Source organism: Paraburkholderia domus (genome assembly GCF_905220705.1).
Classification (GTDB): domain Bacteria; phylum Pseudomonadota; class Gammaproteobacteria; order Burkholderiales; family Burkholderiaceae; genus Paraburkholderia; species Paraburkholderia domus.
Genome location: NZ_CAJNAT010000002.1, coordinates 25,123 through 46,121, shown reverse-complemented (window position 1 = coordinate 46,121; position 20,999 = coordinate 25,123). Strand labels below are relative to the sequence as shown.

The following is a 20,999-nucleotide window of genomic DNA, read 5'->3' as shown; positions in this document are numbered from 1 at the left end:
ACTCCCCTGTTTGCCTGATCGGGTCACTGCGCGCTCACTGCGCGAAACGCTGCAATAAACGCGGCGCCGGCTCGATACCCTGCGCGCTCGCGACCGTGCCGGCGCCTGCGCCTGCCTGTCCGAACTGTTGTTGTGGTTGCGCCGGCGATCCGCGTACTTGCGCGCGCCCCGCCGCCGCCACCTTCGCCGCGTCGTTGCGAATCTCCGCACGCACATCCGGCGTGAACTTCTGCTGATTCATCACCGCCAGCGCCTGTGCCTGGTCGCCGTTGGCGAGCAGGTAGAGCACCATGTTGCTGACGATCTTCGGATTGTTCTGATCGAGCTCGGCCGCCTTCATGAGCGGCACGCGCGCGCCGTTCACATCGCCGTCGCGCAGCCGCGCATAGCCAAGGTCCGACAGGGTCACCGCATCGGTCGGCGCGAGTTGCGCGGCCTGCTGCAGTTCCTGCGCGGCATGCGCAAAGTCGCCGGCCGCACCGGCGATCAGGCCAAGCCCACGATAGCCGCGCGTGGCGAGCGGTGTCTTCAGCAGTTGTCCGTACGAAGTCGCGGCGGCGTCGGGTTGATCGGTCATACGCAGCGCGTCGGCGCGCAGCAAGATCGTATCGGGGCTCGCGCCGTACTGTTTTTCGTACGCGTCGATATGCGCGAGCGAGGCGAAGTAAAGCCCCTGCGACTGCATCTGGTCGATCAATCCAAGGTACATGCCGGGCGTGTCCGGAGCGGGATCGCGATTGGCCAGCTGGGCCATCGCCGCACGTTCGGCCTGCGCTCCGACGCCGTAACCCACGACATCTTTGGACGCACAGGCGCCGAGCAGCGACAACGCGGCCAGCGCCACGGTACAGCACATGGCGCGGCGGGCGTGTTGGGCCGGGAGCGTCAGAAGTCCGAACGATAAACAGTGATTCATTGCAAAATCCTTACCGATGCATCGCGACCAGCGAATGCTGGACGGCCAGCACACCCGGGCCGGCGGTGACGATCATCAACGCCGGCAACAACGTGATGATCATCACACCTGTCATCTTCACGGCGAGACGGCCAATGCGTTCGCGCAACATCGCCCGGCGCGATTCGCGCAGGCGGTCGCCGAACTGCTTGAGCGGTTCCTGCACGGCGCCGCCGTGCCGGTCGACCTGCACCAGCAGGCGCACGACCGCGCGCAAATCTTCGTTGTCATAACTGGAAGCGAGCCGGTTCAGCGACTGCTCACGGGTGCGGCCCGTCGCGAACTGACGCTGCGCGATTTCCAGCTCGCTCGAGAGCACAGGCAGCATCGTGCGGAAATCGTTGACCATGACTTGCAAGCTCTGATCGAGCGACAAGCCCACGCCCTGCAGCAAACGCAACAGGTCGACCAGCAAGGGCAATTCGTCGACCACGCCGAGCCGGCGCTTGCTGGCACGCCGCTTCAGCACGATCTTCGGCAACATGAAGCCCACTACGATCGCGATGACCACCAGCACGACGTAGCGCGAGCCGTCCAGATAGCCGCGCGCGAGAGTGCCCATCACCGCCGGCAGCACCAGCGCGCCCACGAGCCGCGCTACCAGAAACAGGCCGCGCGTGCGCGTATCGACGAAGCCGCACTGCTCAAGCAACCGGCGGTCTTCCTCAGCGACGACCTGGCGGCCGAAGGGCGTGTCGAGCCAGCGAATCCCGGTGTGCGCAAAGCGCTCCAGCAGTCCTTTGAAACCCTTGGGCTGCACGTGTCGCAAAGCCGCTTTCGAGGCGCCCTGCGCGCCGTCCGCACCACGTGCAGCCGCCGCGGCCGCGAGCGCCGCGGTCTGCATCGCACGTTCGTCGAGCGCGTGTCTGAGCGTGCGTTCGCTGCGCCGCACGGCGGCCACGCGCGCCAGCACCAATCCGGCGAGCAGCAGCAGCGCGAGCGCGGCCAGAGCCAATGCGAGAGCGACGAGTTGATGGGCTTGCATCGTCATGTCCTCAGATTCGCGAGGCGATACAGCAGATAGGCGCCGACTACCTGCAAGCCGAACGCCAGGTAGACGAGTTGCCGCCCGGTCGGATCGAACCACATCGACGCGAAATAACTAGGATTGGAGAGGATCAGAAAACCGCCGATACCGACCGGCAACATCGCCAGCACCCATGACGACAGCCGCGTTTCCGCCGACATCGCCACAAGTTCGCGCTCGGCCTGTTCGAGATCCCGCATGAACGAAGCCATGCGGTCGAGCATCACGTCGGCACGGCCGCCGTATTTGACCGAAAGACGCAGCACGGCGCCAACTAGTTCGAGCTCGCGCACGCCATAGATCACCGCGACCTGGGTCAGCGCGCGATCGATTTCGACACCGGTGCGCAGCATCCGCGATACGTAATCCAGACATTCGCGCAGCGGCGTCTCCGTGCTTTGCAACGCTGCCTGAAACGCGGCGGGCACGCTGTTGCCGAGCGTAATCAAACGCACGATGCCGTCGAGGAACAGCGGCAATTGCCGCACGATCAATTGACGGCGCTTGTTCGCGCGCACCGCCAGCAGAAAATAGATGAACATCGCGCACGTAATCAGCGTCGCACCGGCGGCGAGCACGCCGCCTACCAGCGCGGCCCAGCCGCACAGCAGCACCATGATTGCGCCGACAATCGCGGCGGGACCCTTGGCGCTGGCAATGCCCGCGCGCGCCATCGCGTGCCGCACCGTGAAGCGTACGCGCGCTTGCAGGTAGCGCCCATGCGCGAGCCAGCCCGCGTCGGCCGGCGGCGCTTGCGGCGCGATCGCGGCGGGCGCGGCAGACGCCGCGGCGGCGCGCGCGGGCGCGACGCGCGGATTGCCCGCCGCGCCGCTCACCGAACCGCCCGCACCCGCACCGGCCGGCATGGCCGCCGCCATACGGCTATCGATATAGCGCTCAGTGCTCACCTGGTCCTTGCGTTGCGCGCCACGCTGCCATAACAGCAACGCGCACGCCGCGCATAGCAGCGCGAGCGCCGCGAAGACCAGTACCACGCTAGACATTGAAGCCTCCGCCGAAGCCGCCGCTGCTGCCGCCTCCGAAGCCACCGCCGCTGAACCCGCCACCACCGCCAAAGCCCGCGTTGCCGAACCCGCTCTGTGCCTCGCCAGCGCCCAGCGCCTGACGGAAACGCGCCAGTTTCGGCGAGTGCGGATGAATGCCAAGCGACACCCAGTTATCGAGTTCATCGCCCTCCGCGGTCGCGACCGGTTCGTAGCGATAGAGCTCCTGAGTCGCGATGATGTTGTCCGACAGACCCGTGACTTCGGTGATCGACAGAATCCGCCGACGCCCGTTCGAGAGCCGGCCAATCTGCACGATGAAGTCGATCGCATTGGCGATCTGCCGGCGCAAGCTCGACTCCGTACCCTGGAAGCCCGCGAAACCGGCCAGCATTTCGAGGCGGTACAGACATTCGCGCGGCGAACTGGCATGCACGGTGCCCATCGAGCCGTCGTGGCCCGTGTTCATCGCCTGCAACATTTCGAGCACCTCGCCGCCGCGCACTTCGCCGACGATGATGCGGTCCGGCCGCATCCGCAACGTATTGCGCAGCAGATCGCGAATCGTCACGACGCCCGCGCCGTCGAAGCCGCCTGGCCGGCTTTCGAGCCGCACCACGTGCGGGTGATTCAGCGACAGTTCGGCCGTGTCCTCGATCGTCACGACCCGCTCCGGCTCGGGAATGTGAAACGCCAGCGCGTTGAGCAGCGAGGTCTTGCCCGAGCTCGTGCCGCCGGACACCAGTATGTTGCAGCGCGCGGCGACCGCCGCATCGAGCAGCGCACCGATTTCCGGGTTGTACGTGCCGTTGGCAAGCAGATCCTCGGGACGCATCGGATCTTTGCGGAATTTACGGATCGAGACAATCGGCCCGTCGATCGACAGCGGCTCGATCACCACATTCACACGCCCACCGTTCGGCAGGCGCGCATCGACCATCGGATTCGATTCGTCCAGACGCCGCCCGATCGGCGCGAGAATGCGCCGTACGATCCGCAGCAGATGCGCGTTGTCGGCAAAGCGCACCTGAATCTTGGTCAGGATGCCGTGACGCGACACGTAGACGTCGTTGTAGCCGTTGATCAGAATATCTTCGACGGCCGGATCGGCGAGCAGATCCTCGATCGGCCCGAAGCCCGCCAACTCCTTGGTCAGTGCCTCGGCGATCAACCGCACTTCGCTCTCGTTGATCGGTATCCGGCGCAGCCGCACGAAGCTGTCCATCTCCAGATCGACGAACTGGTTGATCGCGTTACGCGACCAGCGGCCGAACTCGGAGCCGAGTTCTTCGATACGCGTCAGCAGGTGTTCGTGCGCAGCGTTCTTGATGTCCTGGAACTGCTGGCTATGCGCGAACGAAGGCGCGTCGTCGGCAAATTCGATTTCTTTTGCCATCGTCTATGACCGCTTGTAAGTGGTTGGAATGAAGCGCTTGAGCGCGCCGAGCGCGGATTTGCTGCGTGCTTGCGCGGCCGCGCAGGCGTCGCCGCCGAGCCGCTCGATCAAGGGTTCGAGTGCGCGCACGTACGGATCGCGCGCCGCGACATCAGCCAGCAGATGCCCCTGGTTGACCGCCTGGCCGAGCGTGATGCGCCGCTCAGGCAAGGTGGCGAGCAACGGAATCTCCAGACGCTGTGCGATCTGTGCGGCGGCGAGACCGAGGTCGGCGTCGAATTTGTTGACGATCAGCCGCACGTTGGCCGTATCCACCCCCTCTTCGCGCAGCGCGTCCAATACGCTGACCGCCGAGACGATCGAAGCCACGCCCTGATCGCACAACAGCCAGGTTTCGTCGGCGGCCTGCACGACGTGAGCGATGAACTCGCTGTTGGTGAAGCCGCCGAGATCGACGATCTGCTGGTCAAAGAACGCGCGCAGCCGGTTCAGCAAACCGATCGACGACGAGTACGAGACCTCGCGCATGTCGGCGAGATTGGGCGGCAGCGTGGTGAGCGCGAGGCCGCTCGCGTGGTGCGACAGCGCCGTGTGGACGAAAGTCTGATCGAAGCGGCGCAGGTTGCGCACGGCTTCGACGAAATTGAATTCGCTGCGCGTGTTCAGGAGCAGCGAGCCGTCACCGGCCGGCAAGCCAAGATCGAGCAAGGCAGCCTGCCGTCCTTGCGCGACGTCGCGCCGTTGCAGCATCACCGCGAGGTTCGCGGCCAGCGTGCTCACGCCCATGCCGACGCGCGCGCCTAGCAGCGCGGTGACATGGCCATGGCGGCTGACCGGTTCGACGAGGTTGTCCAATACCTGGCGCGTGATCCGCAATGCGTCTTCGGCGGGCGCGGACAAGTCGATGAAATCGCGCACGCCGGCGCGCAGCGCGGCCAAGGCGCTTTCGGGCTCGGCGAGCGTTCCGAGCGCGACGATCTGCATGCCGGGATAGACCGTGCGCACCGCGCTCGCCGCGGCACTCGCCGCCGCAGCGCGGCCGCCGGAAAAGTCGACGAACACCAGCGACGGATTCAGCGCCGCAATGCGCTGCATCAGCATCGACGGATCGAGTGTGGCCGCTTCGACCACACCTGCGCCCACCAGCGTATCGGCGAGCCAATGCACGTGCTCGTCGGCCAGCGACGCAAACACGAAATAATCGGTGACCGCGCGTTCAGTCAATGAATGCGTTCTCGCGTTCATGTTGGACATCCTTATGCGGCATGGGCTGCGAAGCCCCCGCGTCGTACTGCTTGCCAGCAGGCGCACGCGGTTCGCACGCACGCTGGCTCACTGCTCCACCGAGCCGGCGCGCCGTCTGGGCGCCCGCCGGCTTCACTTCGAAAATCCCGGCGCTGCATCACGCGACGCCACGCCGCCGATCAGCGAGCGCCATACCGGGCCGTTACGCTGCTCGGACTGCTCGCCCGGCGTCGACGGCAAGGTCGCGCCCTTCGCGAGCGGCGACACCAGATGCGGCGTCACGATGATCACCAGCTCTTTCTCGTTCTGCTGGTAATTCAGTTGCTTGAAGAAGGTGCCGATCACCGGCAGATCGCCGAGCATGGGCACCTTCGATACATTCGATGCGGTCTCGCGGTCGATCAATCCGCCGATCACGAAACTCTCGCCGTCGCCGAGCTCGACCGTGGTGTCCGCGCGGCGCGTGGTGAACGCGGGCACCGACACGCCGCTGATCGTCACTGCGTTGGCGAAATCCAGCTGGCTCGCTTCGGGCGCCACCTTCAACGCAATGCGTTGCGGGCTCAATACAGTCGGCGTCAGCGTGAGTCCGACACCGTACGGCTTGAATTCGATCGAGGTCGAACCGAGCGCCTGTGGCACGGGGATCGGCACCTCACCGCCCGCGAGGAAACTTGCGCTCTGCCCGGATAAGGCCACCAGCGTCGGTTCGGCCAGCACGCGTGCAAGGTTGTTGCTCTCCAACAGGCTCAGGTTCGCGAACAGCCCGTGCGTGGCGGAGTTGAAAATCAGGTTGAACGCCGACGATATTGGCGTCGTTATCGTCGTTTGCGGCTGCTGCCCCGCCGTCGCAGAAACCGAGGTCAGCGCCGACGGCGAAAACGAGCCAAACGAAAAACCGTTGTTCTGCTTGAAGAAGTTGAAGCCAACCTCCTTGAGCACCGAGCGGCTGAACTCGACCACCCGCACGTCGACCTGCACCACCGCGCGACTCGCCACCGTCGACGTGTCGAACACCGCGCCATCCTTGCCGAGCGAACCTTCGGCCGCGACCGCGGCGCGCTGGTGCGCCTCCATCGTCGCCGACGAGCCGGAGATCACCGCCGTGCTGCCGAGCACCTTGACGTTCGGTGTGTCAGGCCCGAGCAGCGACGCCGCAGCCGGGGTGGTGACGTTGACCGTATAGGTCAGCGGTGCATCGCGATCACGCGCCCATAGCATCAGGTTGGTCGTGCCCGCCGCCTTGCCGACCAGCAGCACGCCGCCACGCTTGTCGCCCCTGATGATCAGCACATCGGCCACCGCCGGGTCGCCGATCGCGACCCGCTTCAGCGTATGGCCGGTCGCGAGCGGCTGCTGCGCGCCGACCACCAGATCGATGGTCTGCGAGGACGTAGCCTGGAACGCCTGTGCCGAATCCCCTCGCTGCACCGGACCGGCCGCGTCAGTCGCAGCCGATACGGCGAGCAAGGCCAACCCGAGCCACGCCGCCTTCCCGAAAACAAAAATCCGTTGTGTCATGTAGTTATGGACGCGTATGGCCGTCCGCTCCCTGAAACCGCTTACCAGGCGACCGTCTCGGCTCGCCCACCCCGTATCACTTCGATACCGCTCTTTGTACTGTTGGTGTTGCCCGCGACGCGCGTAGGCGGCAGCGGCATATGCGGCAACGGCGGCAGCCGTGTGCCGGCGCCCGCGGGATTGGTGCTTCCCGACAAGGCGTCGAGCGACACGCCGGCTGCCGCGCGGGTCGAATCTTGCAGCGGCTCGGTCGCGCCGGCGCGGGCAGCCGTTTTCAACACACCCGGATAGGCCGGCAATACACTTTGATCGATTACTTCGGCATCCTTCGGATTGCGCAGCGCGAAGATCAAACGGCCGGCGCTTTCGGCGAGCGTCAGGCGGTCCACGTCGGCGACCGGTACCGCCAGCACCGCGGTGCGCACCATGCCGTTCGGATCGCCGGCACTGTCGCCGCTGGTGGTTGCGTTGCCGAACGCGAGCACGCGCACTTTCGACATCAGCAAACGCGCCTGAGTACGATCGATTTCACCGCTGTTACCGATCGCACCGTCGCGCTTGAGTGTGAAAAATACGTCGACGAAATTACCCGGACGCAGCCGGTTGCCAACCGCGTTGCCCTCGTCGACCCGCACGGCCAACGCACGCTCACCCGGCTCGATGCGCTCGGCGAGTCCCGACGATAACTGCGTTTCGAGCACCGGCGAATCCGCGCCGATCTCCGCGTTCGGCACGCGCCCGGCCAGTTGCGCCGGATCGGCGAAGGCGCCGTTCGGATTGATCGGCAGCGACTGCACGCGCAGTTCGTCGATAGTGATCGGCTTGCCTGCCGGCAACGTCTGAGTGGCCACGACCACCGGAAAGCTCGCATGCGTCGCAGGGGTCACGACCACCGCCGCCGGACGGCGCGACAGCGTCCACGCGAACAGGCCGAGCAGCAGCGCGACGGCGATCAGCACGCCAGCAAGAATTTTGGTCAGATTCGGCATGACGACTCACTGCTTCGGTTAAATAATGCCGTGCCGTACGAGCGTTCGGACCCGCATCCACGGACATAAAGACTGGAAGCCGGCGCGTGCGTCACTGAATATTCTCCGGGTTGAGTTGCACCGTGGCGCTGCTCGACAAAGCGTTAGGCAGCGTGAAACTCATCAGCGGCAAGGTCGGCACCAGCGGATTGGCCTGGTAGTTGTAGGTCAGCGAGACATTCACGCACTGCATCGCGTTACCCGGGCCGCAGGCTGCGGAACTCGACGTGCACTGCGTGGTTTGCACCAGAGTCGCAACCAGAAGCTTCGCCGCAGCGCAGGCAGCGTTACCGCGATTGACAAGCGCGTTTTGCAGCGACGTGCTGCTTTGCCAGTTCAATGCGGCGCGCGCACCCTCTTCCGCTGCGAGCGTCAGGTTCTGCTGCGCCACGAAGATCAAACTGAAGGTAATGATCGCGTACAGGATCGTGAAGAACAGCGGGAACAGCAAGGCGAACTCGATCGCCGTGGAGCCCCGCTGCGCAGGCACGCGACGCAGGGGGATGCGCTTGAGCGGAGCGCGCGCGAGCGGGATCGCCATCGGCGTCATCGGCGTCATCGCAGGCCTCCGGCCAGTCCTTGAAGCGCAAGCCATGCACTGGCGGCCACCGTGAGACACGCGGCGTACGGCGTCGAGGTTTTGCCGGCCAGTTCGAAAGTCGCGCCGTGATGCCGGACCAAACCGGCGAGGCGCGTGCGGGTCGTAATCAACAGCCAGAGCGCGTGCACGCCCGCGGCAAAACTGGCCGCCATCCACAGTCCAAGCAACGCATGCATGCCGCACCACGCGCCGAGGACGGCGAACACTTTGACGTCCGCGGCGCCCATTACACCGAGCGCGAAAAACGGCAGCAACGCGACCAGACCGATCACCGTTCCAATAGCAGCCCGGGTCAACGAAACACCGAAAGGCCCGCATTGAAGAAATGCGCAGCCGAATGCCGCCGCCAAACCGGCGACGACAATTGAATTGGAAATACGCCGGCTGCGGCAGTCACTGATAGCGACCACTGCGGCCCAGGCGATAAATAACAAAGTACCGACGGAGACATTCATTTCGCACTCGACAGGCGAAGCAACGCCATGCGAATTGCAATGCAATTCGCATTAGCCAATTTGGCGATGCGTTAGAAAACGTCGGCAAAGCGAGCAGACGCAATAACGCCAGCTGTTTCGCGGAGCGTTTTCGGTTTGCCCTTTACGCGGCTGCCGGAACGACGATCAGAGCCCCAACCGCGTCCAACACGGTCTTAAGGTTCCCGCCAATTGTCGTGACAGAGGCAGCGATGACAAGCACTACTAACCCCGCGATAAGACCGTACTCGATGGCCGTCACGCCCTTGTTATCTCTCAGGAAGCGTTGTGTGAACCTTTTCATTTTTACCCTCGGACTTTCATTTAGTTCGTTTGTTTACGTGCTACTTCGGATGACGGAGCCTTTAACGCTGCGGACCATTGGTCTCTCATTCCTGGTCCTGCGTGTTGCGCCACGGAAGCATTGCCTTACAGCCGGCTTCGATAAAACAGATGTCTATGACCTGTCTGTTCGATTACGCACCTCCCTCGTCAATCCTTGATGCTTTCGGGTTTTATAGCCGAACAATCATATTTAAGCAATTGTCCGCTGCCCTGAGCCTCACGCCATATGTGTTTTTGCGTCGTACTCAGGTTAACGGCAGTTCGTGCGTTGCAGCACATAGGAATAACCATAAGTTAGATTCGCTCCACTAATTATTTGTTTGAACAGAACGTTTCAAGCGTCCGGACCCCTCTCGTTGCGCTGGCGTTACGCCGTGTTTCGTAACGGCGCGAGTGGCTCGTTACGTTACGCAGCCCTCGCAAACGTTTAGCGAATTCATTTTCACGCGGTATATCTGAGTTAGCGGACACTCCATCAATCAACCGCAAAGCCATAACACGCATGGCTTCACACCCTTCGCTAAAAAAATCTTTCGCATTGCTCAGTCGAAATGGCACGGCTCGTGCAGAGGTAGGCACGCAGCAACACCCAAAAACACATGCGATGCGAGGGCGACATGAACATTCAAACGGCCAACACCACAGTACGAACAACCTTGATTGCAGCCAGCGTGGCCGCGATGCTTTCTCTTGGTGCTTGCGGCGGCTCGGGAAGCCTGAGTGCCGGCACTGGCAGCAGCGGTAGCGGCTCCTCCGGCGGCGCGCTTTCCACCACCAGCGGCAGCGGTTCGATGGGCTCGGGCGGTTCCGGCACCAACACCGGCACCGGCAGCAACGGCTCGGGAAGCGGCTCCGGGACAGGAACGGGAACGGGAACCGGCACGACCCCGGTCGCGAATGCGCTCGGCACGGTAGTCGGCAACGGCGGCGGCGTGGTCACCGATGCCGGCGCGACGGTCTCGGGCATCGGCACTGTGATCGGCTCGCAAACGCTGCCAGGCGTCAGCCCGCAAACCACTCAGGCCGCCGGCGGCATCGTGCAGCAAGTCGGCTCGGCGGTTTCGACGCTCGGCAACGGTGTCTCGCAGGGGCTCGGCCAACTCGGCACCGGCGGCGACGCGGTCGGCACAACGGTCTCGAGCCTTGGTGGCGTGGTCAGTCATGTCGGTGGCGCGGTGACGGATGCAGGCAGCCTCGTGACGAGCCTCGGCAGTGGTCCGCTCGCGCCGTTGGCAGCCATCACCACGCCGCTCGGCGGCGTCGTCAATACGCTCGGCGGTGCAGTCACCAACGGCGGCAACACCCTCACCACCGCGCTCTCGACGGGTCCGGTGCAGCAAGTCACGCAAACGCTCAGCACTGCGATCACGCCGATTACGTCGATGGTCGCTGCGACCACGCAGACAGTCGGCAACACCACCGGCCTCGGCGCGCCGCTGAACGGTCTGCTCTCGACCCTCGGCGGCGGCCTCGGTAAGGCCGGCACGCTGATCAGCGCAACCGGCGGCAATCCGATCACGGCCGCTCTTGGCCATACGGTCACGGATACGGGCACCACGGTCGCATCGGTGGGCGGTTTGCTCACCGGCAGCACCGGCGGCAATCCGCTGGCTCCGATCACCAGCGCACTCGGCGGCTTGACCGGCGGCGCCAGCAGCGGCCCGCTCGCTCCGATCACCGGCGCGCTCGGCGGCTTGACCGGCGGCACCAGCAGCGGTCCGCTCGCTCCGCTCACCAGCGCGCTCGGCGGCTTGACCGGCGGCACCAGCAGCGGCCCGCTCGCTCCGCTCACCGGCGCGCTCGGCAGCGTAACGGGCGGCCTGGGCGGCACCTCGAGCAGCGGCAGCCCGTTGGCGCCTGTCACCGGTCTGATCTCGAGCGTAACGAATGGCCTGAGCAGCGCGACCGGCGGCAGCAGCAGCCCGCTCGCCCCGGTCACCGGCTTGCTGTCGAGCGTTACCGGTGCACTTGGTAGCGTTGCGACCACGCCGGCCACGACGACCACCGCCTCGACCAGCTCGAGCCCCGGCCTGTCGCTGTCGAGCACCAGCGGCAAGGGATCGGGCAGCAATCCGCTTGCTCCGGTGACGTCGCTCGTAGGCAGCCTGCTCGGCGGTCTGGGAAAGAAGTAAGCAATGACGTCGAAGCCATCGAAAGACGTGTAGTAACCGGGCACCCGGCGCCAGGAACCCGGAGTGCGGCCTGCCAGCCGCGCCCCGGCTCTGCCGGACCCTGGCTGAATTGAGCCGCGCCGCTCAGACATCCGTTGCACCGGCGCACGGAAACAACGCACACGACACCTAGAAGACACTGAGGAGCACACATGTCCACCCAACGTTTTTTTACTCTCCATGCGGCGTGCGCGACCGTGTCGTCGTTGCGCGCACCGTTGATCGCCGTAGCAGTCGCAGGCTTGCTCGCGGCGTGTGGCGGCAACACCCTCAACTCACCGCCAACCGCATCCGGCAGCGGTAGCGCGGGCGGCGGGGGTTCGACCAGCGGCAGCACGCCCACCGCCGCGACGTCGGGCACCACCGGCCTTGCCACCGCCGCCGCACAGACCACCAGCGATCTCGGCAACACAATCGCCTCGCAGACCATCCCGGGCCTCAGCCCGCAAGTCACGCAAGGTCTTGGCAACACCGTGTCGAGCACAAGCAACACGCTGAATTCGCTAGCCAATGCGGTGAGCAGCGGGGTTGGGCAAATCGGCACGACATCCAATCCGGTCGGCACCACGGTCGCCGGACTCGGCTCGGTGGTCAGCTCGACGAGCGGTGTCGTGCAAGGTTTGAGCACCACTGTCGGCGGCCTCGGCACCGGCAATCTCGCGCCGCTATCGCCGCTCACCACGCCGCTTGCAACCGTGCTTTCCACGACCGCCGGCGCACTGAACGCCGGTGGCGCAACGCTCGGCAATTCGCTGGCTTCGGCACCAGTGCAACAGATCACCCAACCAATCAGCACCGCGATCACGCCGATCGTGCAGACCGTTGGACTCGTGACGCAGACGGTCGGCACGCAGACCGGCCTCGGCACGCCGGTAGGCGGCGTGCTCGCGCAAGTCGGCGGCGCCTTGAGCTCGGCCGGCTCGCAAGTCGGCGCGGCAACGAAGAATCCGGTCGGTGCAGATCTCGGCACGCTGGTCGGCTCGCTCGGCAACACGGTGACGAACGCTGGCGGCCTGGTCAATCCGAACGGCCCGAATGGTGCGAATCCGATTCCTGGTTTGATTACGAGCCTCGTCGGCAGCACGAACGTAGCCGTCGTCAATGGACCGCCTGCCAACGGCAGCCCGTTCGGCCCGCTGCAAAACTCGCTCGCGAGTCTCGGGCTCGGCAACAACCCGCTCGGCTCGCTGTCAACACTGCTCGGCGGCACACCGCTATCCGGCCTGACCTCGGTATTGAACGGCACACCCTTGAGTTCGCTAACCTCGGGGACGGGTGGCTCGCCGCTGGGTTCGCTGACGTCCTTGCTGGGTGGTACGCCCTTAAGTTCGCTGACTTCGGCGACGGGCGGCTCGCCGCTGGGTTCGCTGACGTCAGTGCTGGGTGGCACGCCCTTGAGTTCGCTGACCTCGACGCTGGGCGGCACAGGTAGCGCATCGAATCCGCTGTCGACGCTGACCGGCGCGCTCTCCGGCGTCACCAGCAGCGCATCGGGCAGCAGCAGCGGCAGCAACCCGCTCGCCCCCGTGACCGCCCTCGTCGGCCAGTTGACCGGCACACTCAGCTCGGCAGCAGGTTCGACGAGCGGTTCAAGCAGCGCGACGGGCGGCTTGACGTCCCTGCTCGGCGGCCTGGTGCCGGTGAGCCATAAGTAGTCCGCATAAGTCGCTCATCGATGCCGCGTGTACCAGACGTCCTGTCGGACGTTCCGTTACACAGCGTGCATAAGCAGTCCGCCTCATCACGTGCTCCGCGCTTTTGCAGCCAATGCTCAAGCCAGACGGAGCACGTGACGTAATACATGCAGCATGGCAGTATGCGTCGAGCCACACATAAGCGATCGCGACCAGCCCGGCCAGGCGGCGCGTCCGCAAGACAAAAACGGCATACGAGGAAAATCCGATGAAACTCGGGTACGGCAGCAAATGGACCCTCCTGCTCGCGGCGATCGCGGCGAGCGGGATGCAAGTAGAAGCACAAGCGCAGTCACGCCCGACAGTCAGCGGTAATCCGCTCGATACGTTGCCGCAGATCAAGGCGCCCGACAAAGGCCCGAATGTGACCGTGCAGGTCACGCCGCAAGCACCCCAACTTCAGGAACTGCTCGCCCGCCATCTGACGCCTTCAAAGATTCAGGTCGAGGGCGTGAAGTCCATTCCGTTCGACGAAGTCGCGCAGCGCTTCACACCGCTCGTCGGCAAAGACACCACCATCGGCGATCTGATCCAGGTCGCCAACGGCGTCACGAAGCTGTATCAGGATCGCGGCTATGCGCTTTCGTTCGCGTTCATCCCCGCGCAAACTTTCGAAGGCGGCGTGGTGCGTGTGACGGTGGTCGAAGGCTACGTGTCCGCAGTCAAGGTGACGGGCAAGCCCGGCGCGGTCGAAGACAAGATACGCGCGATCGCCGACCACATCGTCGCCGACCGGCCGTTGCGGCGTGCCACCTTCGAACGTTACATCAACGTGCTGGGTCTGTTGCCCGGCGTGAAAGTCGCGGCCAACGTGGCGCCTCCGCAAAATACCGACGGCGCCACCACGCTCGAGTTGAATGTGGACCGCAAACCGTTCGACGTCAGCACGGGTATCGACTTCAATCACCCCGGCGTGCAAGGCCTGTTGACGGCGACTGAGAACGGCCTGACCGCACTCGGCGAACAGCTGAGCGTGTCGGCCTTGCTGCCGAAGGGCCGTGACAACGTCACCTATCTCGCCGCGCACGCCGCGGTACCGATCGGCAGCGATGGACTGATCGGGAAGATCGACGCGTCACACTATCGCGGCAATCCGGTCGACAACCCCGGCCTGCCCTCTTACATCGAGCGCACGGTCATCAACGACAAGGTCGGCGGCTCACTGGCCTATCCGCTCCTGTTGAACAACAAGCAAAGCGTGATCGGCACCGCCACGGTCTATGCCTCGCACGACGAAGATCGCTATAACAACCATGACACCGGCGCGCAGATCGGCTTACGCTCGCAGATTCGGGTGATGCAACTGCAGGCCGACTACACCGCCGTGGACACGGGTCAGGTGCGTCGCGCGAGCATCAATGTGGCGAAGGCATTCGATATCCTGGGCGCATCGAAATCCGGCGACTCGAACGTTCCCGGACAGCCCGTCACGAATCCGGCGTCGATCAACTTCGTGCGGACCGGCGCAAGCTTTTCGCAAACCAACGAGTGGCCGCTGAAGATCGGCACCTCGGTTTCGCTGACGGGCCAGTACAGCGCCGTCTCGCTGCCGACGTCGGAACAGATCTCATTCGGCGCGCAACGTTTTGCGCAGGGCTATGAACCGGGCGAGGCGTCGGGCGATTCGGGCTGGGGCGCCATATTCGAAGTCAACCGGGGCTTTACGCCGGGCTTCACCTATCTGCGCACCTTCACACCCTATGTCTCGTTCGACATGGCCCGCGTGTATCTGCATGCGGGGACGCCGTCACCGTCGAAGCTGTCGTCGATTGCATTCGGCTTCCGGATCTCGGACGCGAAGTATTACAGCCTGGATTTGTCGGTGGCCAAGCCGATCGGCGACGCGCCGGTGGAAAGCGCGTCGCGCAACCCACGCATCAACGCGACATTCTCGTATCAACTGAACTGACACTCAAAAATGCCGCGCCCTGATTAGAGGGTCCACTATCAAACGCCGCGCGCACTTTCACGTATTCTGCGCTGACGATGTGCGACTCGCGGCACGCTGGCCGCGAATCGCAGACCGATGTCGCCGAAGTTGAACCTGAGGGGCACTACCAGTGCGTCACGGCGGCCGGCAGTTGAAGGCCGCCCGAGATGCCAATAACGCCACGCGACCATGATCGCGCCGTCTTTAATCAAGGAGGAAGACAATGATGCAATTCACACAGCGCGCACGCGCAATGGCGCTTCGCACAGCCAAACATGCCGCCTTCGCCGGCGTGCTGCTCGCCAGCGCCGTCACCGCAATGGCGCAGACCGATTCCCCGGTCGGCATGTGGCAAACCATCGACGATCACACCGGCCAGCCCAAAGCACTCGTGCAAATTGCACAGGACAGCAGCGGCTCGCTGAACGGCAAGGTGGTCAAAGGACTCAATGCGAACGATCAGCCGGATCGCCGCTGCACCGAATGTACGGACGCGCGCAAGGACCAGCTGATTCTCGGCATGACGATCGTCAGCGATATGAAAAAGGACGGCGACGGCTGGGATCACGGGCAGATTCTCGACCCGGAGAACGGCAAGGTTTACAAGTGCAAGATGCACCTGGAAGATGGTGGGAACAAGCTGGTGGTGCGTGGCTACATCGGCGTTTCGCTGCTGGGCCGCTCGCAGACCTGGGTTCGTCAGCAATAAAGTGTGAGCGGGTAGTTCAGGCGCCGATGCCTGAAGCGCGAAGCTGGTGTTCCATCAGGGCCGCTACCGCTGCCAGGATGGAACCGGAAGAAACGGCCGACGATCACCATCGTCCGGCCGTTTTTGTTTGAGTCTGGCTGGTTGGGGTTGTCATGCAGCGTGCTTGAAGGGCGACGAATACGCGAACGGAGAAGAAGGCAGCGGCTTGACCGATGCCGGGCTGTACGCCGGTGCCGTGGGCACCGTGGCCGAAGTCTTTTCCGCGTCGACGCTCTTCTGTTCAGCGCTCACATGCGTGCGCATGCGCGCTTCCATCAGATTGCAGAGTTCTTCGCTCGCCGCGCCGAACAACTGATCCATGACGCGCTTGAGCACGCCGGATTCATACCATGCCTTGAAGCGGCGATGGCAAGTCTGATACGAAGGATATTTACGCGGCATGGCGGACCAGGTCGCGCCGCTATACATCACCCACAGCACGCCATTGAGCACCGAACGGGTATTGGCAAGCGGCCGGCCACGCAGTTCGGAGCGCGGACGCAGTTCAGGGAGCAACGGTGCGACGCGTTGCCATTCTTCATCATTGATATCACGGTACGGATTCATGGTTTCTCCTTTGTCAGAACCATGACAAACAAGATATCCAGTCGTCCGCTGACGGAATATAAGACCAATCCGAATCTTGAAAATGCGCCTTCGGACACCGCCCATTTGGTGAGCGGACCGTGATCTATCGCAAAAGCATCGGCGCCCGCATCGCGCGGCCGCTTAAGTCAGCGACGTATCGACGATCCGGCGCGGCGTGTCGAGGTATTCTTTCGATTGCATTTCGACGATGCGCGACACCGTGCGCGTGAATTCGTTGGCCATCGGCCCGTCGACGTACAGTTGATCGGGCGGCACCGCTGCCGACATCAGCAGCTTGACCTTATGGTCGTAGAACACGTCGATCAGCCAGGTGAAGCGGCGCGCCTCCGAGGCCATGCGCACCGACATCTGCGGCACGCCGGACAGGATCACCGCGTGAAAGCGGCTCGCCAGTTCCAGGTAGTCGTTCTGCGAGCGCGGACCGCCGCAGAGCGTCGCGAAATCGAACCACACGACGCCGTCAGCGCGCCGCAGCGCCTTCAGCTCGCGCTTTTCGATGCGCAGGATTGGGCTCTCATCGGGAACCGCTGCAAGGCGCGAAAACGCGTCACGCAACGCTTTGTCCGAGGCCGCACCAAGCGGCGTGTGATACACCTCGACCTGAGCCAGCGTGCGCTTCCGGTAATCGATGCCCGCGTCGACATTGATCACGTCCAGCTTCGACTTGATCAGTTCGATTGCCGGCAGCATGCGGTCGCGATGCAGGCCGTCCGGATACAGCGTGTCCGGATCGTAGTTGGACGTCATCACGAATTGCACGCCGTTCTCGAACAGCTTGTCGAGCAGACGGTACAGGATCATCGCGTCGGCGATATCCGACACGTGGAATTCGTCGAAACAGATCAACCGGTAGCGCTTGGCGATGCGGCGCGCGAGTTCGTCGAGCGGATCGGCCGTGCCTTTCAGATCTTCCAGTTCGCGATGCACCTCGCGCATGAACTCGTGAAAGTGCAGCCGCGTTTTTCGGTGCAGCGGCACGATCATGTAGAAGCTGTCCATCAGGAAGCTCTTGCCTCGCCCTACTCCGCCCCACATGTACACGCCGCGCGGCAGATCCGGATGGATGAGCAGTTTCTTGAACGCATTCGAGCGCCGCGATTTGTATTCGGTCCACTCTTCATAGCACCGCTGCAGACGGTCGACCGCCGCGCGTTGCGCCGGGTCCGATTGGTAACCCCGCGTCTGCAGTTCTTTTTCGTAGTATTCGGTGACGTTCATCTTGTTGCTGCAAAAAGAAAGGCGGGAGGGAGTGAACCCGCCCGCCTTTGTGGTAATGCCAGAGTTGCGTTCAGTCAGGCGTGCGCGTGATTACATGTTCAGCGCGCGCTTGTCCACGGCGAGCGCCGCTTCGCGCATGACTTCCGACAGCGACGGGTGCGGATGGCAAATGCGGCCGATGTCTTCCGACGCCGCCTTGAATTCCATCGCCACCACGGCTTCCGCGATCAGGTCCGATGCGTTCGCCGAGATGATGTGCACGCCGAGCAGCTCGTCGGTCTTTGCGTCGGCGATCATCTTGACGAAACCATCCGCCTTGTTGATGCCCAGCGCGCGGCCGTTCGCCATGAACGGGAACTGGCCCGTCTTGACTTCGCGGCCTTCGGCCTTCAGTTGCTGCTCCGTCTTGCCAACCCACGCGATTTCCGGTTCGGTGTAGATCACCCACGGAACGCAGTTGTAGTCGATATGCGGCTTCTGACCGTCGATGATTTCGGCCACCATCACGCCTTCATCTTCAGCCTTGTGCGCGAGCATCGGGCCACGCACCACGTCGCCGATCGCGTACACGTTCGGCACAGCCGTCGCGCAATGGTCGTCGACGTCGATGAAGCCGCGTTCGTTGGCCTTCAGGCCGATCGCTTCGAGACCGAGGTTGTCCGTGTTCGGCACACGGCCGATCGACACGATCAGGCGGTCGGCTTCGAGCGTTTGCGCGTTGCCGTCCTTGTCCGTGTAAGCGATCGTCACGTTCTTGTCGGTCGTCTTCACTTCGCCGACTTTCACGCCGACGTGGATGTCCAGACCTTGCTTCTTGAATTGTTTGGCGGCTTCCTTGGCCAACGCCTGATCTGCCGCGCCGAGGAATTCCGGCAGCGCTTCGAGCACGGTCACGTCCGAGCCCAAACGGCGCCACACCGAGCCGAGTTCCAGACCGATCACGCCCGCGCCGATCACGGCGAGTTTCTTCGGTACGGAGTCGAACGTCAGTGCGCCTTCGTTGTCGGCAACGATCTTGTTGTCGACCGGAACGTTCGGCAGATGGCGCGCCTTCGAACCCGTGGCGATGATGACGTTCTTCGCCGTCACGACTTCGGTTTCGCCTTCGCCGCTCACTTCGATCTGCACGCCGGCGTCCGTCTTGCCGGTAAACTTGCCATGGCCCTTGAGCCACGTGATCTTGTTCTTGCGGAACAGGAATTCGATACCCTTGGTCATCTTCTCGACGATGCCTTCCTTGCGGGCCAGCATCTTCGCGATATCAACCTTCACGTCCGACACGGAAATGCCGTGGTCGGCCAGGTGGTGCGACGCGTTTTCAAATTCTTCCGACGACGCGAGCAGCGCCTTCGACGGAATGCAACCCACGTTCAGACACGTGCCGCCGAGTTTCAGCGCGCCGGCCGGGTTCTTCCATTTTTCGATACATGCGACGGTCTTGCCGAGCTGCGCTGCGCGGATAGCGGCGATATAACCGCCGGGGCCGGCGCCGATCACGACGACGTCAAATTCTTTGGACATGACAATCCTTTTGATGGCGGAGCGACGCGCGGCCACGCTTCGTGGCGCGCGTCGTTCAAGTACTGCGGAATGCTAAAGACGTGCTGCTTATATGGCGTCGACTTGTGCGATGACAAGTCGACGCCCGTCAAACCGACGCTTACAGGTCCAGCAGCAGGCGTGCCGGGTCTTCCAGCGCATCCTTCATCGCGACCAGCGACAGCACCGCTTCGCGACCGTCGATGATGCGGTGGTCGTACGACAGCGCCAGATAGTTCATCGGACGGATCACGATCTGGCCGTTTTCGACCACAGCGCGCTCCTTCGTGGCGTGCACGCCCAGAATGGCGGATTGCGGCGGGTTGATAATCGGGGTCGACAGCATCGAACCGAACACACCACCGTTCGAGATCGAGAACGTACCACCGGTCATTTCTTCGATCGACAGCTTGCCGTCCTTAGCCTTCTGGCCGAATTCAGCAATCTTCTTCTCGATTTCGGCGAGGCTCAGCTGATCTGCGTTGCGCAGGATCGGCACCACCAGGCCACGCGGCGAACCGACCGCGATACCGATGTCGAAGTAGCCGTGATAGACGATGTCATTACCGTCGATCGACGCGTTCACGAGCGGGAATTTCTTCAGCGCGTGGACAGCCGCCTTCACGAAGAACGACATGAAGCCCAGCTTCACGCCATGTTCCTTTTCGAACTTGTCTTTGTACTTGTTGCGCAGGTCCATCACCGGCGCCATGTTCACTTCGTTGAACGTGGTGAGGATGGCGTTCGTTTGCTGCGACTCGAGCAGACGCTCGGCGATACGCGCACGCAGACGGGACATCGGCACGCGTTGTTCCGGACGGTTTTTCAGCCATTGGTCGGCCGAGGCCGGTGCCTTGACGTCCGGCAGCGACGGCTTCGCAGCCTTCGGTGCGGCGGCCGGAGCCGGTGCAGCCTTGGCAGCCGGTGCCGGTGCCGCTTGACCCGCGCTCAGCACGTCGCCCTTGGTGATGCGGCCGTCGCGGCCCGTGCCGGCGACGTCGCCCGCGCCCAGGCCCGCCTCAGCCATCAGCTTGCCGGCAGCCGGCGAAGCAGCGGTGTTGGCACCCGTTGCGGAGGCAGCTTGAGCGGCCGGTGCAGCTGCGGCAACCGGAGCGGGCTTCACTTCGGCTTCGACAGCAGCGGCGCTTGCCGTGCCTTCAGTGTCGATCTTGGCGATCACCTGATCCGCGACGACGATGTCGCCGTCGTTCGAGATCACTTGTGCAAGCACGCCGGCGGAGGGTGCCGGCACTTCGAGCACGACTTTGTCGGTCTCGATTTCGATGAGAATTTCGTCTTGAGCGACAGCCTCGCCGGGCTTCTTCTTCCACTGCAGCATCGTGGCTTCCGAGACCGACTCGGAAAGCTGGGGAACCTTGACTTCAACAATAGCCATTATGAATATCCTGAATACGTATCGGGTGACGGCGCGCGATCCATGGACCCGCGACGACCGCCTGCGAACCATAACTGCCGCGAACGAACCACTATTGGG

Annotated in this window: 18 protein-coding genes; 4 read left to right on the top strand and 14 right to left on the bottom strand. The window is 63.6% G+C overall.

Going from position 1 to position 20,999, the window contains the following annotated elements:
* Positions 1–34 precede the first annotated feature (34 nt).
* The 10 genes from KHO31_RS05315 to KHO31_RS05270 form a co-directional block, all read right to left on the bottom strand.
* Positions 35–856 (bottom strand): tetratricopeptide repeat protein, encoded by an 822-nt coding sequence (locus KHO31_RS05315; RefSeq protein ID WP_201085714.1) that lies wholly within the window; start codon positions 854–856, stop codon positions 35–37.
* 70 nt (positions 857–926) lie between these two features.
* The gene (locus tag KHO31_RS05310; RefSeq protein ID WP_201083812.1) at positions 927–1,940 is read right to left on the bottom strand and encodes a type II secretion system F family protein; all 1,014 of its coding nucleotides are present in this window, start codon (positions 1,938–1,940) and stop codon (positions 927–929) included.
* A 2-nt stretch (positions 1,941–1,942) separates the two neighbouring features.
* Positions 1,943–2,986 carry a type II secretion system F family protein gene (locus KHO31_RS05305; RefSeq protein ID WP_201085672.1) on the bottom strand — a complete coding sequence of 348 codons (1,044 nt, stop codon included), beginning with the start codon at positions 2,984–2,986 and terminating at the stop codon, positions 1,943–1,945.
* On the bottom strand, positions 2,979–4,382 hold the full coding sequence (locus KHO31_RS05300) for a CpaF family protein (RefSeq protein ID WP_201084072.1): 1,404 nt from the start codon (positions 4,380–4,382) through the stop codon (positions 2,979–2,981). The genes KHO31_RS05305 and KHO31_RS05300 overlap by 8 nt, the downstream gene beginning before the upstream one ends.
* A 3-nt stretch (positions 4,383–4,385) precedes the next feature.
* Positions 4,386–5,627 carry a fimbrial protein gene (locus tag KHO31_RS05295; RefSeq protein WP_201084071.1) on the bottom strand — a complete coding sequence of 414 codons (1,242 nt, stop codon included), beginning with the start codon at positions 5,625–5,627 and terminating at the stop codon, positions 4,386–4,388.
* A 132-nt stretch (positions 5,628–5,759) separates the two neighbouring features.
* Positions 5,760–7,148 (bottom strand): type II and III secretion system protein family protein, encoded by a 1,389-nt coding sequence (locus KHO31_RS05290; RefSeq protein WP_201084070.1) that lies wholly within the window; start codon positions 7,146–7,148, stop codon positions 5,760–5,762.
* Between the two features lie 41 nt (positions 7,149–7,189).
* The gene (gene cpaB, locus KHO31_RS05285; RefSeq protein WP_211622855.1) at positions 7,190–8,137 is read right to left on the bottom strand and encodes a Flp pilus assembly protein CpaB; all 948 of its coding nucleotides are present in this window, start codon (positions 8,135–8,137) and stop codon (positions 7,190–7,192) included.
* A gap of 91 nt (positions 8,138–8,228) precedes the next feature.
* Positions 8,229–8,726 carry a TadE/TadG family type IV pilus assembly protein gene (locus KHO31_RS05280; RefSeq protein WP_211622993.1) on the bottom strand — a complete coding sequence of 166 codons (498 nt, stop codon included), beginning with the start codon at positions 8,724–8,726 and terminating at the stop codon, positions 8,229–8,231.
* A 5-nt stretch (positions 8,727–8,731) separates the two neighbouring features.
* Entirely contained in the window at positions 8,732–9,232 is a 501-nt protein-coding gene (locus tag KHO31_RS05275) for an A24 family peptidase (protein ID WP_211622854.1), read from the bottom strand.
* 142 nt (positions 9,233–9,374) lie between these two features.
* Positions 9,375–9,554, bottom strand: coding sequence for a Flp family type IVb pilin (locus KHO31_RS05270; protein WP_201084067.1), 180 nt, complete (start codon positions 9,552–9,554; stop codon positions 9,375–9,377).
* Positions 9,555–10,212: 658 nt separating this feature from the next.
* Here KHO31_RS05270 and KHO31_RS05265 point away from each other — a divergent pair.
* From KHO31_RS05265 to KHO31_RS05250, 4 genes are all read left to right on the top strand, one after another.
* On the top strand, positions 10,213–11,727 hold the full coding sequence (locus KHO31_RS05265) for a collagen-like triple helix repeat-containing protein (protein WP_211622853.1): 1,515 nt from the start codon (positions 10,213–10,215) through the stop codon (positions 11,725–11,727).
* Between the two features lie 191 nt (positions 11,728–11,918).
* Positions 11,919–13,421, top strand: coding sequence for a collagen-like triple helix repeat-containing protein (locus tag KHO31_RS05260; RefSeq protein WP_201084065.1), 1,503 nt, complete (start codon positions 11,919–11,921; stop codon positions 13,419–13,421).
* Positions 13,422–13,668: 247 nt separating this feature from the next.
* On the top strand, positions 13,669–15,369 hold the full coding sequence (locus tag KHO31_RS05255) for a ShlB/FhaC/HecB family hemolysin secretion/activation protein (protein ID WP_201084064.1): 1,701 nt from the start codon (positions 13,669–13,671) through the stop codon (positions 15,367–15,369).
* Positions 15,370–15,613: 244 nt separating this feature from the next.
* Positions 15,614–16,099 (top strand): DUF2147 domain-containing protein, encoded by a 486-nt coding sequence (locus tag KHO31_RS05250; RefSeq protein WP_201084063.1) that lies wholly within the window; start codon positions 15,614–15,616, stop codon positions 16,097–16,099.
* Between the two features lie 150 nt (positions 16,100–16,249).
* Here KHO31_RS05250 and KHO31_RS05245 read toward each other — a convergent pair whose 3' ends face one another.
* From KHO31_RS05245 to odhB, 4 genes are all read right to left on the bottom strand, one after another.
* Positions 16,250–16,705 (bottom strand): transposase, encoded by a 456-nt coding sequence (locus KHO31_RS05245; RefSeq protein ID WP_201084062.1) that lies wholly within the window; start codon positions 16,703–16,705, stop codon positions 16,250–16,252.
* Between the two features lie 162 nt (positions 16,706–16,867).
* Entirely contained in the window at positions 16,868–17,965 is a 1,098-nt protein-coding gene (gene zapE / locus KHO31_RS05240) for a cell division protein ZapE (protein ID WP_201084061.1), read from the bottom strand.
* A 90-nt stretch (positions 17,966–18,055) separates the two neighbouring features.
* The gene (lpdA, locus tag KHO31_RS05235; protein WP_201139189.1) at positions 18,056–19,486 is read right to left on the bottom strand and encodes a dihydrolipoyl dehydrogenase; all 1,431 of its coding nucleotides are present in this window, start codon (positions 19,484–19,486) and stop codon (positions 18,056–18,058) included.
* Positions 19,487–19,625: 139 nt separating this feature from the next.
* Positions 19,626–20,900 (bottom strand): 2-oxoglutarate dehydrogenase complex dihydrolipoyllysine-residue succinyltransferase, encoded by a 1,275-nt coding sequence (odhB, locus tag KHO31_RS05230; protein WP_201084059.1) that lies wholly within the window; start codon positions 20,898–20,900, stop codon positions 19,626–19,628.
* Positions 20,901–20,999: the final 99 nt, after the last annotated feature.

Bases quoted from the DNA above. Each gene is read 5' to 3' on its own strand.
- KHO31_RS05315 (WP_201085714.1), bottom strand. From the start codon at position 856: ATGTGCTGTACCGTGGCGCTGGCCGCGTTGTCGCTGCTCGGCGCCTGT.
- KHO31_RS05310 (WP_201083812.1), bottom strand. From the start codon at position 1,940: ATGCAAGCCCATCAACTCGTCGCTCTCGCATTGGCTCTGGCCGCGCTC.
- KHO31_RS05305 (WP_201085672.1), bottom strand. From the start codon at position 2,986: ATGTCTAGCGTGGTACTGGTCTTCGCGGCGCTCGCGCTGCTATGCGCG.
- KHO31_RS05300 (WP_201084072.1), bottom strand. From the start codon at position 4,382: ATGGCAAAAGAAATCGAATTTGCCGACGACGCGCCTTCGTTCGCGCAT.
- KHO31_RS05295 (WP_201084071.1), bottom strand. From the start codon at position 5,627: ATGAACGCGAGAACGCATTCATTGACTGAACGCGCGGTCACCGATTAT.
- KHO31_RS05290 (WP_201084070.1), bottom strand. From the start codon at position 7,148: ATGACACAACGGATTTTTGTTTTCGGGAAGGCGGCGTGGCTCGGGTTG.
- cpaB (WP_211622855.1), bottom strand. From the start codon at position 8,137: ATGCCGAATCTGACCAAAATTCTTGCTGGCGTGCTGATCGCCGTCGCG.
- KHO31_RS05280 (WP_211622993.1), bottom strand. From the start codon at position 8,726: ATGACGCCGATGGCGATCCCGCTCGCGCGCGCTCCGCTCAAGCGCATC.
- KHO31_RS05275 (WP_211622854.1), bottom strand. From the start codon at position 9,232: ATGAATGTCTCCGTCGGTACTTTGTTATTTATCGCCTGGGCCGCAGTG.
- KHO31_RS05270 (WP_201084067.1), bottom strand. From the start codon at position 9,554: ATGAAAAGGTTCACACAACGCTTCCTGAGAGATAACAAGGGCGTGACG.
- KHO31_RS05265 (WP_211622853.1), top strand. From the start codon at position 10,213: ATGAACATTCAAACGGCCAACACCACAGTACGAACAACCTTGATTGCA.
- KHO31_RS05260 (WP_201084065.1), top strand. From the start codon at position 11,919: ATGTCCACCCAACGTTTTTTTACTCTCCATGCGGCGTGCGCGACCGTG.
- KHO31_RS05255 (WP_201084064.1), top strand. From the start codon at position 13,669: ATGAAACTCGGGTACGGCAGCAAATGGACCCTCCTGCTCGCGGCGATC.
- KHO31_RS05250 (WP_201084063.1), top strand. From the start codon at position 15,614: ATGATGCAATTCACACAGCGCGCACGCGCAATGGCGCTTCGCACAGCC.
- KHO31_RS05245 (WP_201084062.1), bottom strand. From the start codon at position 16,705: ATGAATCCGTACCGTGATATCAATGATGAAGAATGGCAACGCGTCGCA.
- zapE (WP_201084061.1), bottom strand. From the start codon at position 17,965: ATGAACGTCACCGAATACTACGAAAAAGAACTGCAGACGCGGGGTTAC.
- lpdA (WP_201139189.1), bottom strand. From the start codon at position 19,486: ATGTCCAAAGAATTTGACGTCGTCGTGATCGGCGCCGGCCCCGGCGGT.
- odhB (WP_201084059.1), bottom strand. From the start codon at position 20,900: ATGGCTATTGTTGAAGTCAAGGTTCCCCAGCTTTCCGAGTCGGTCTCG.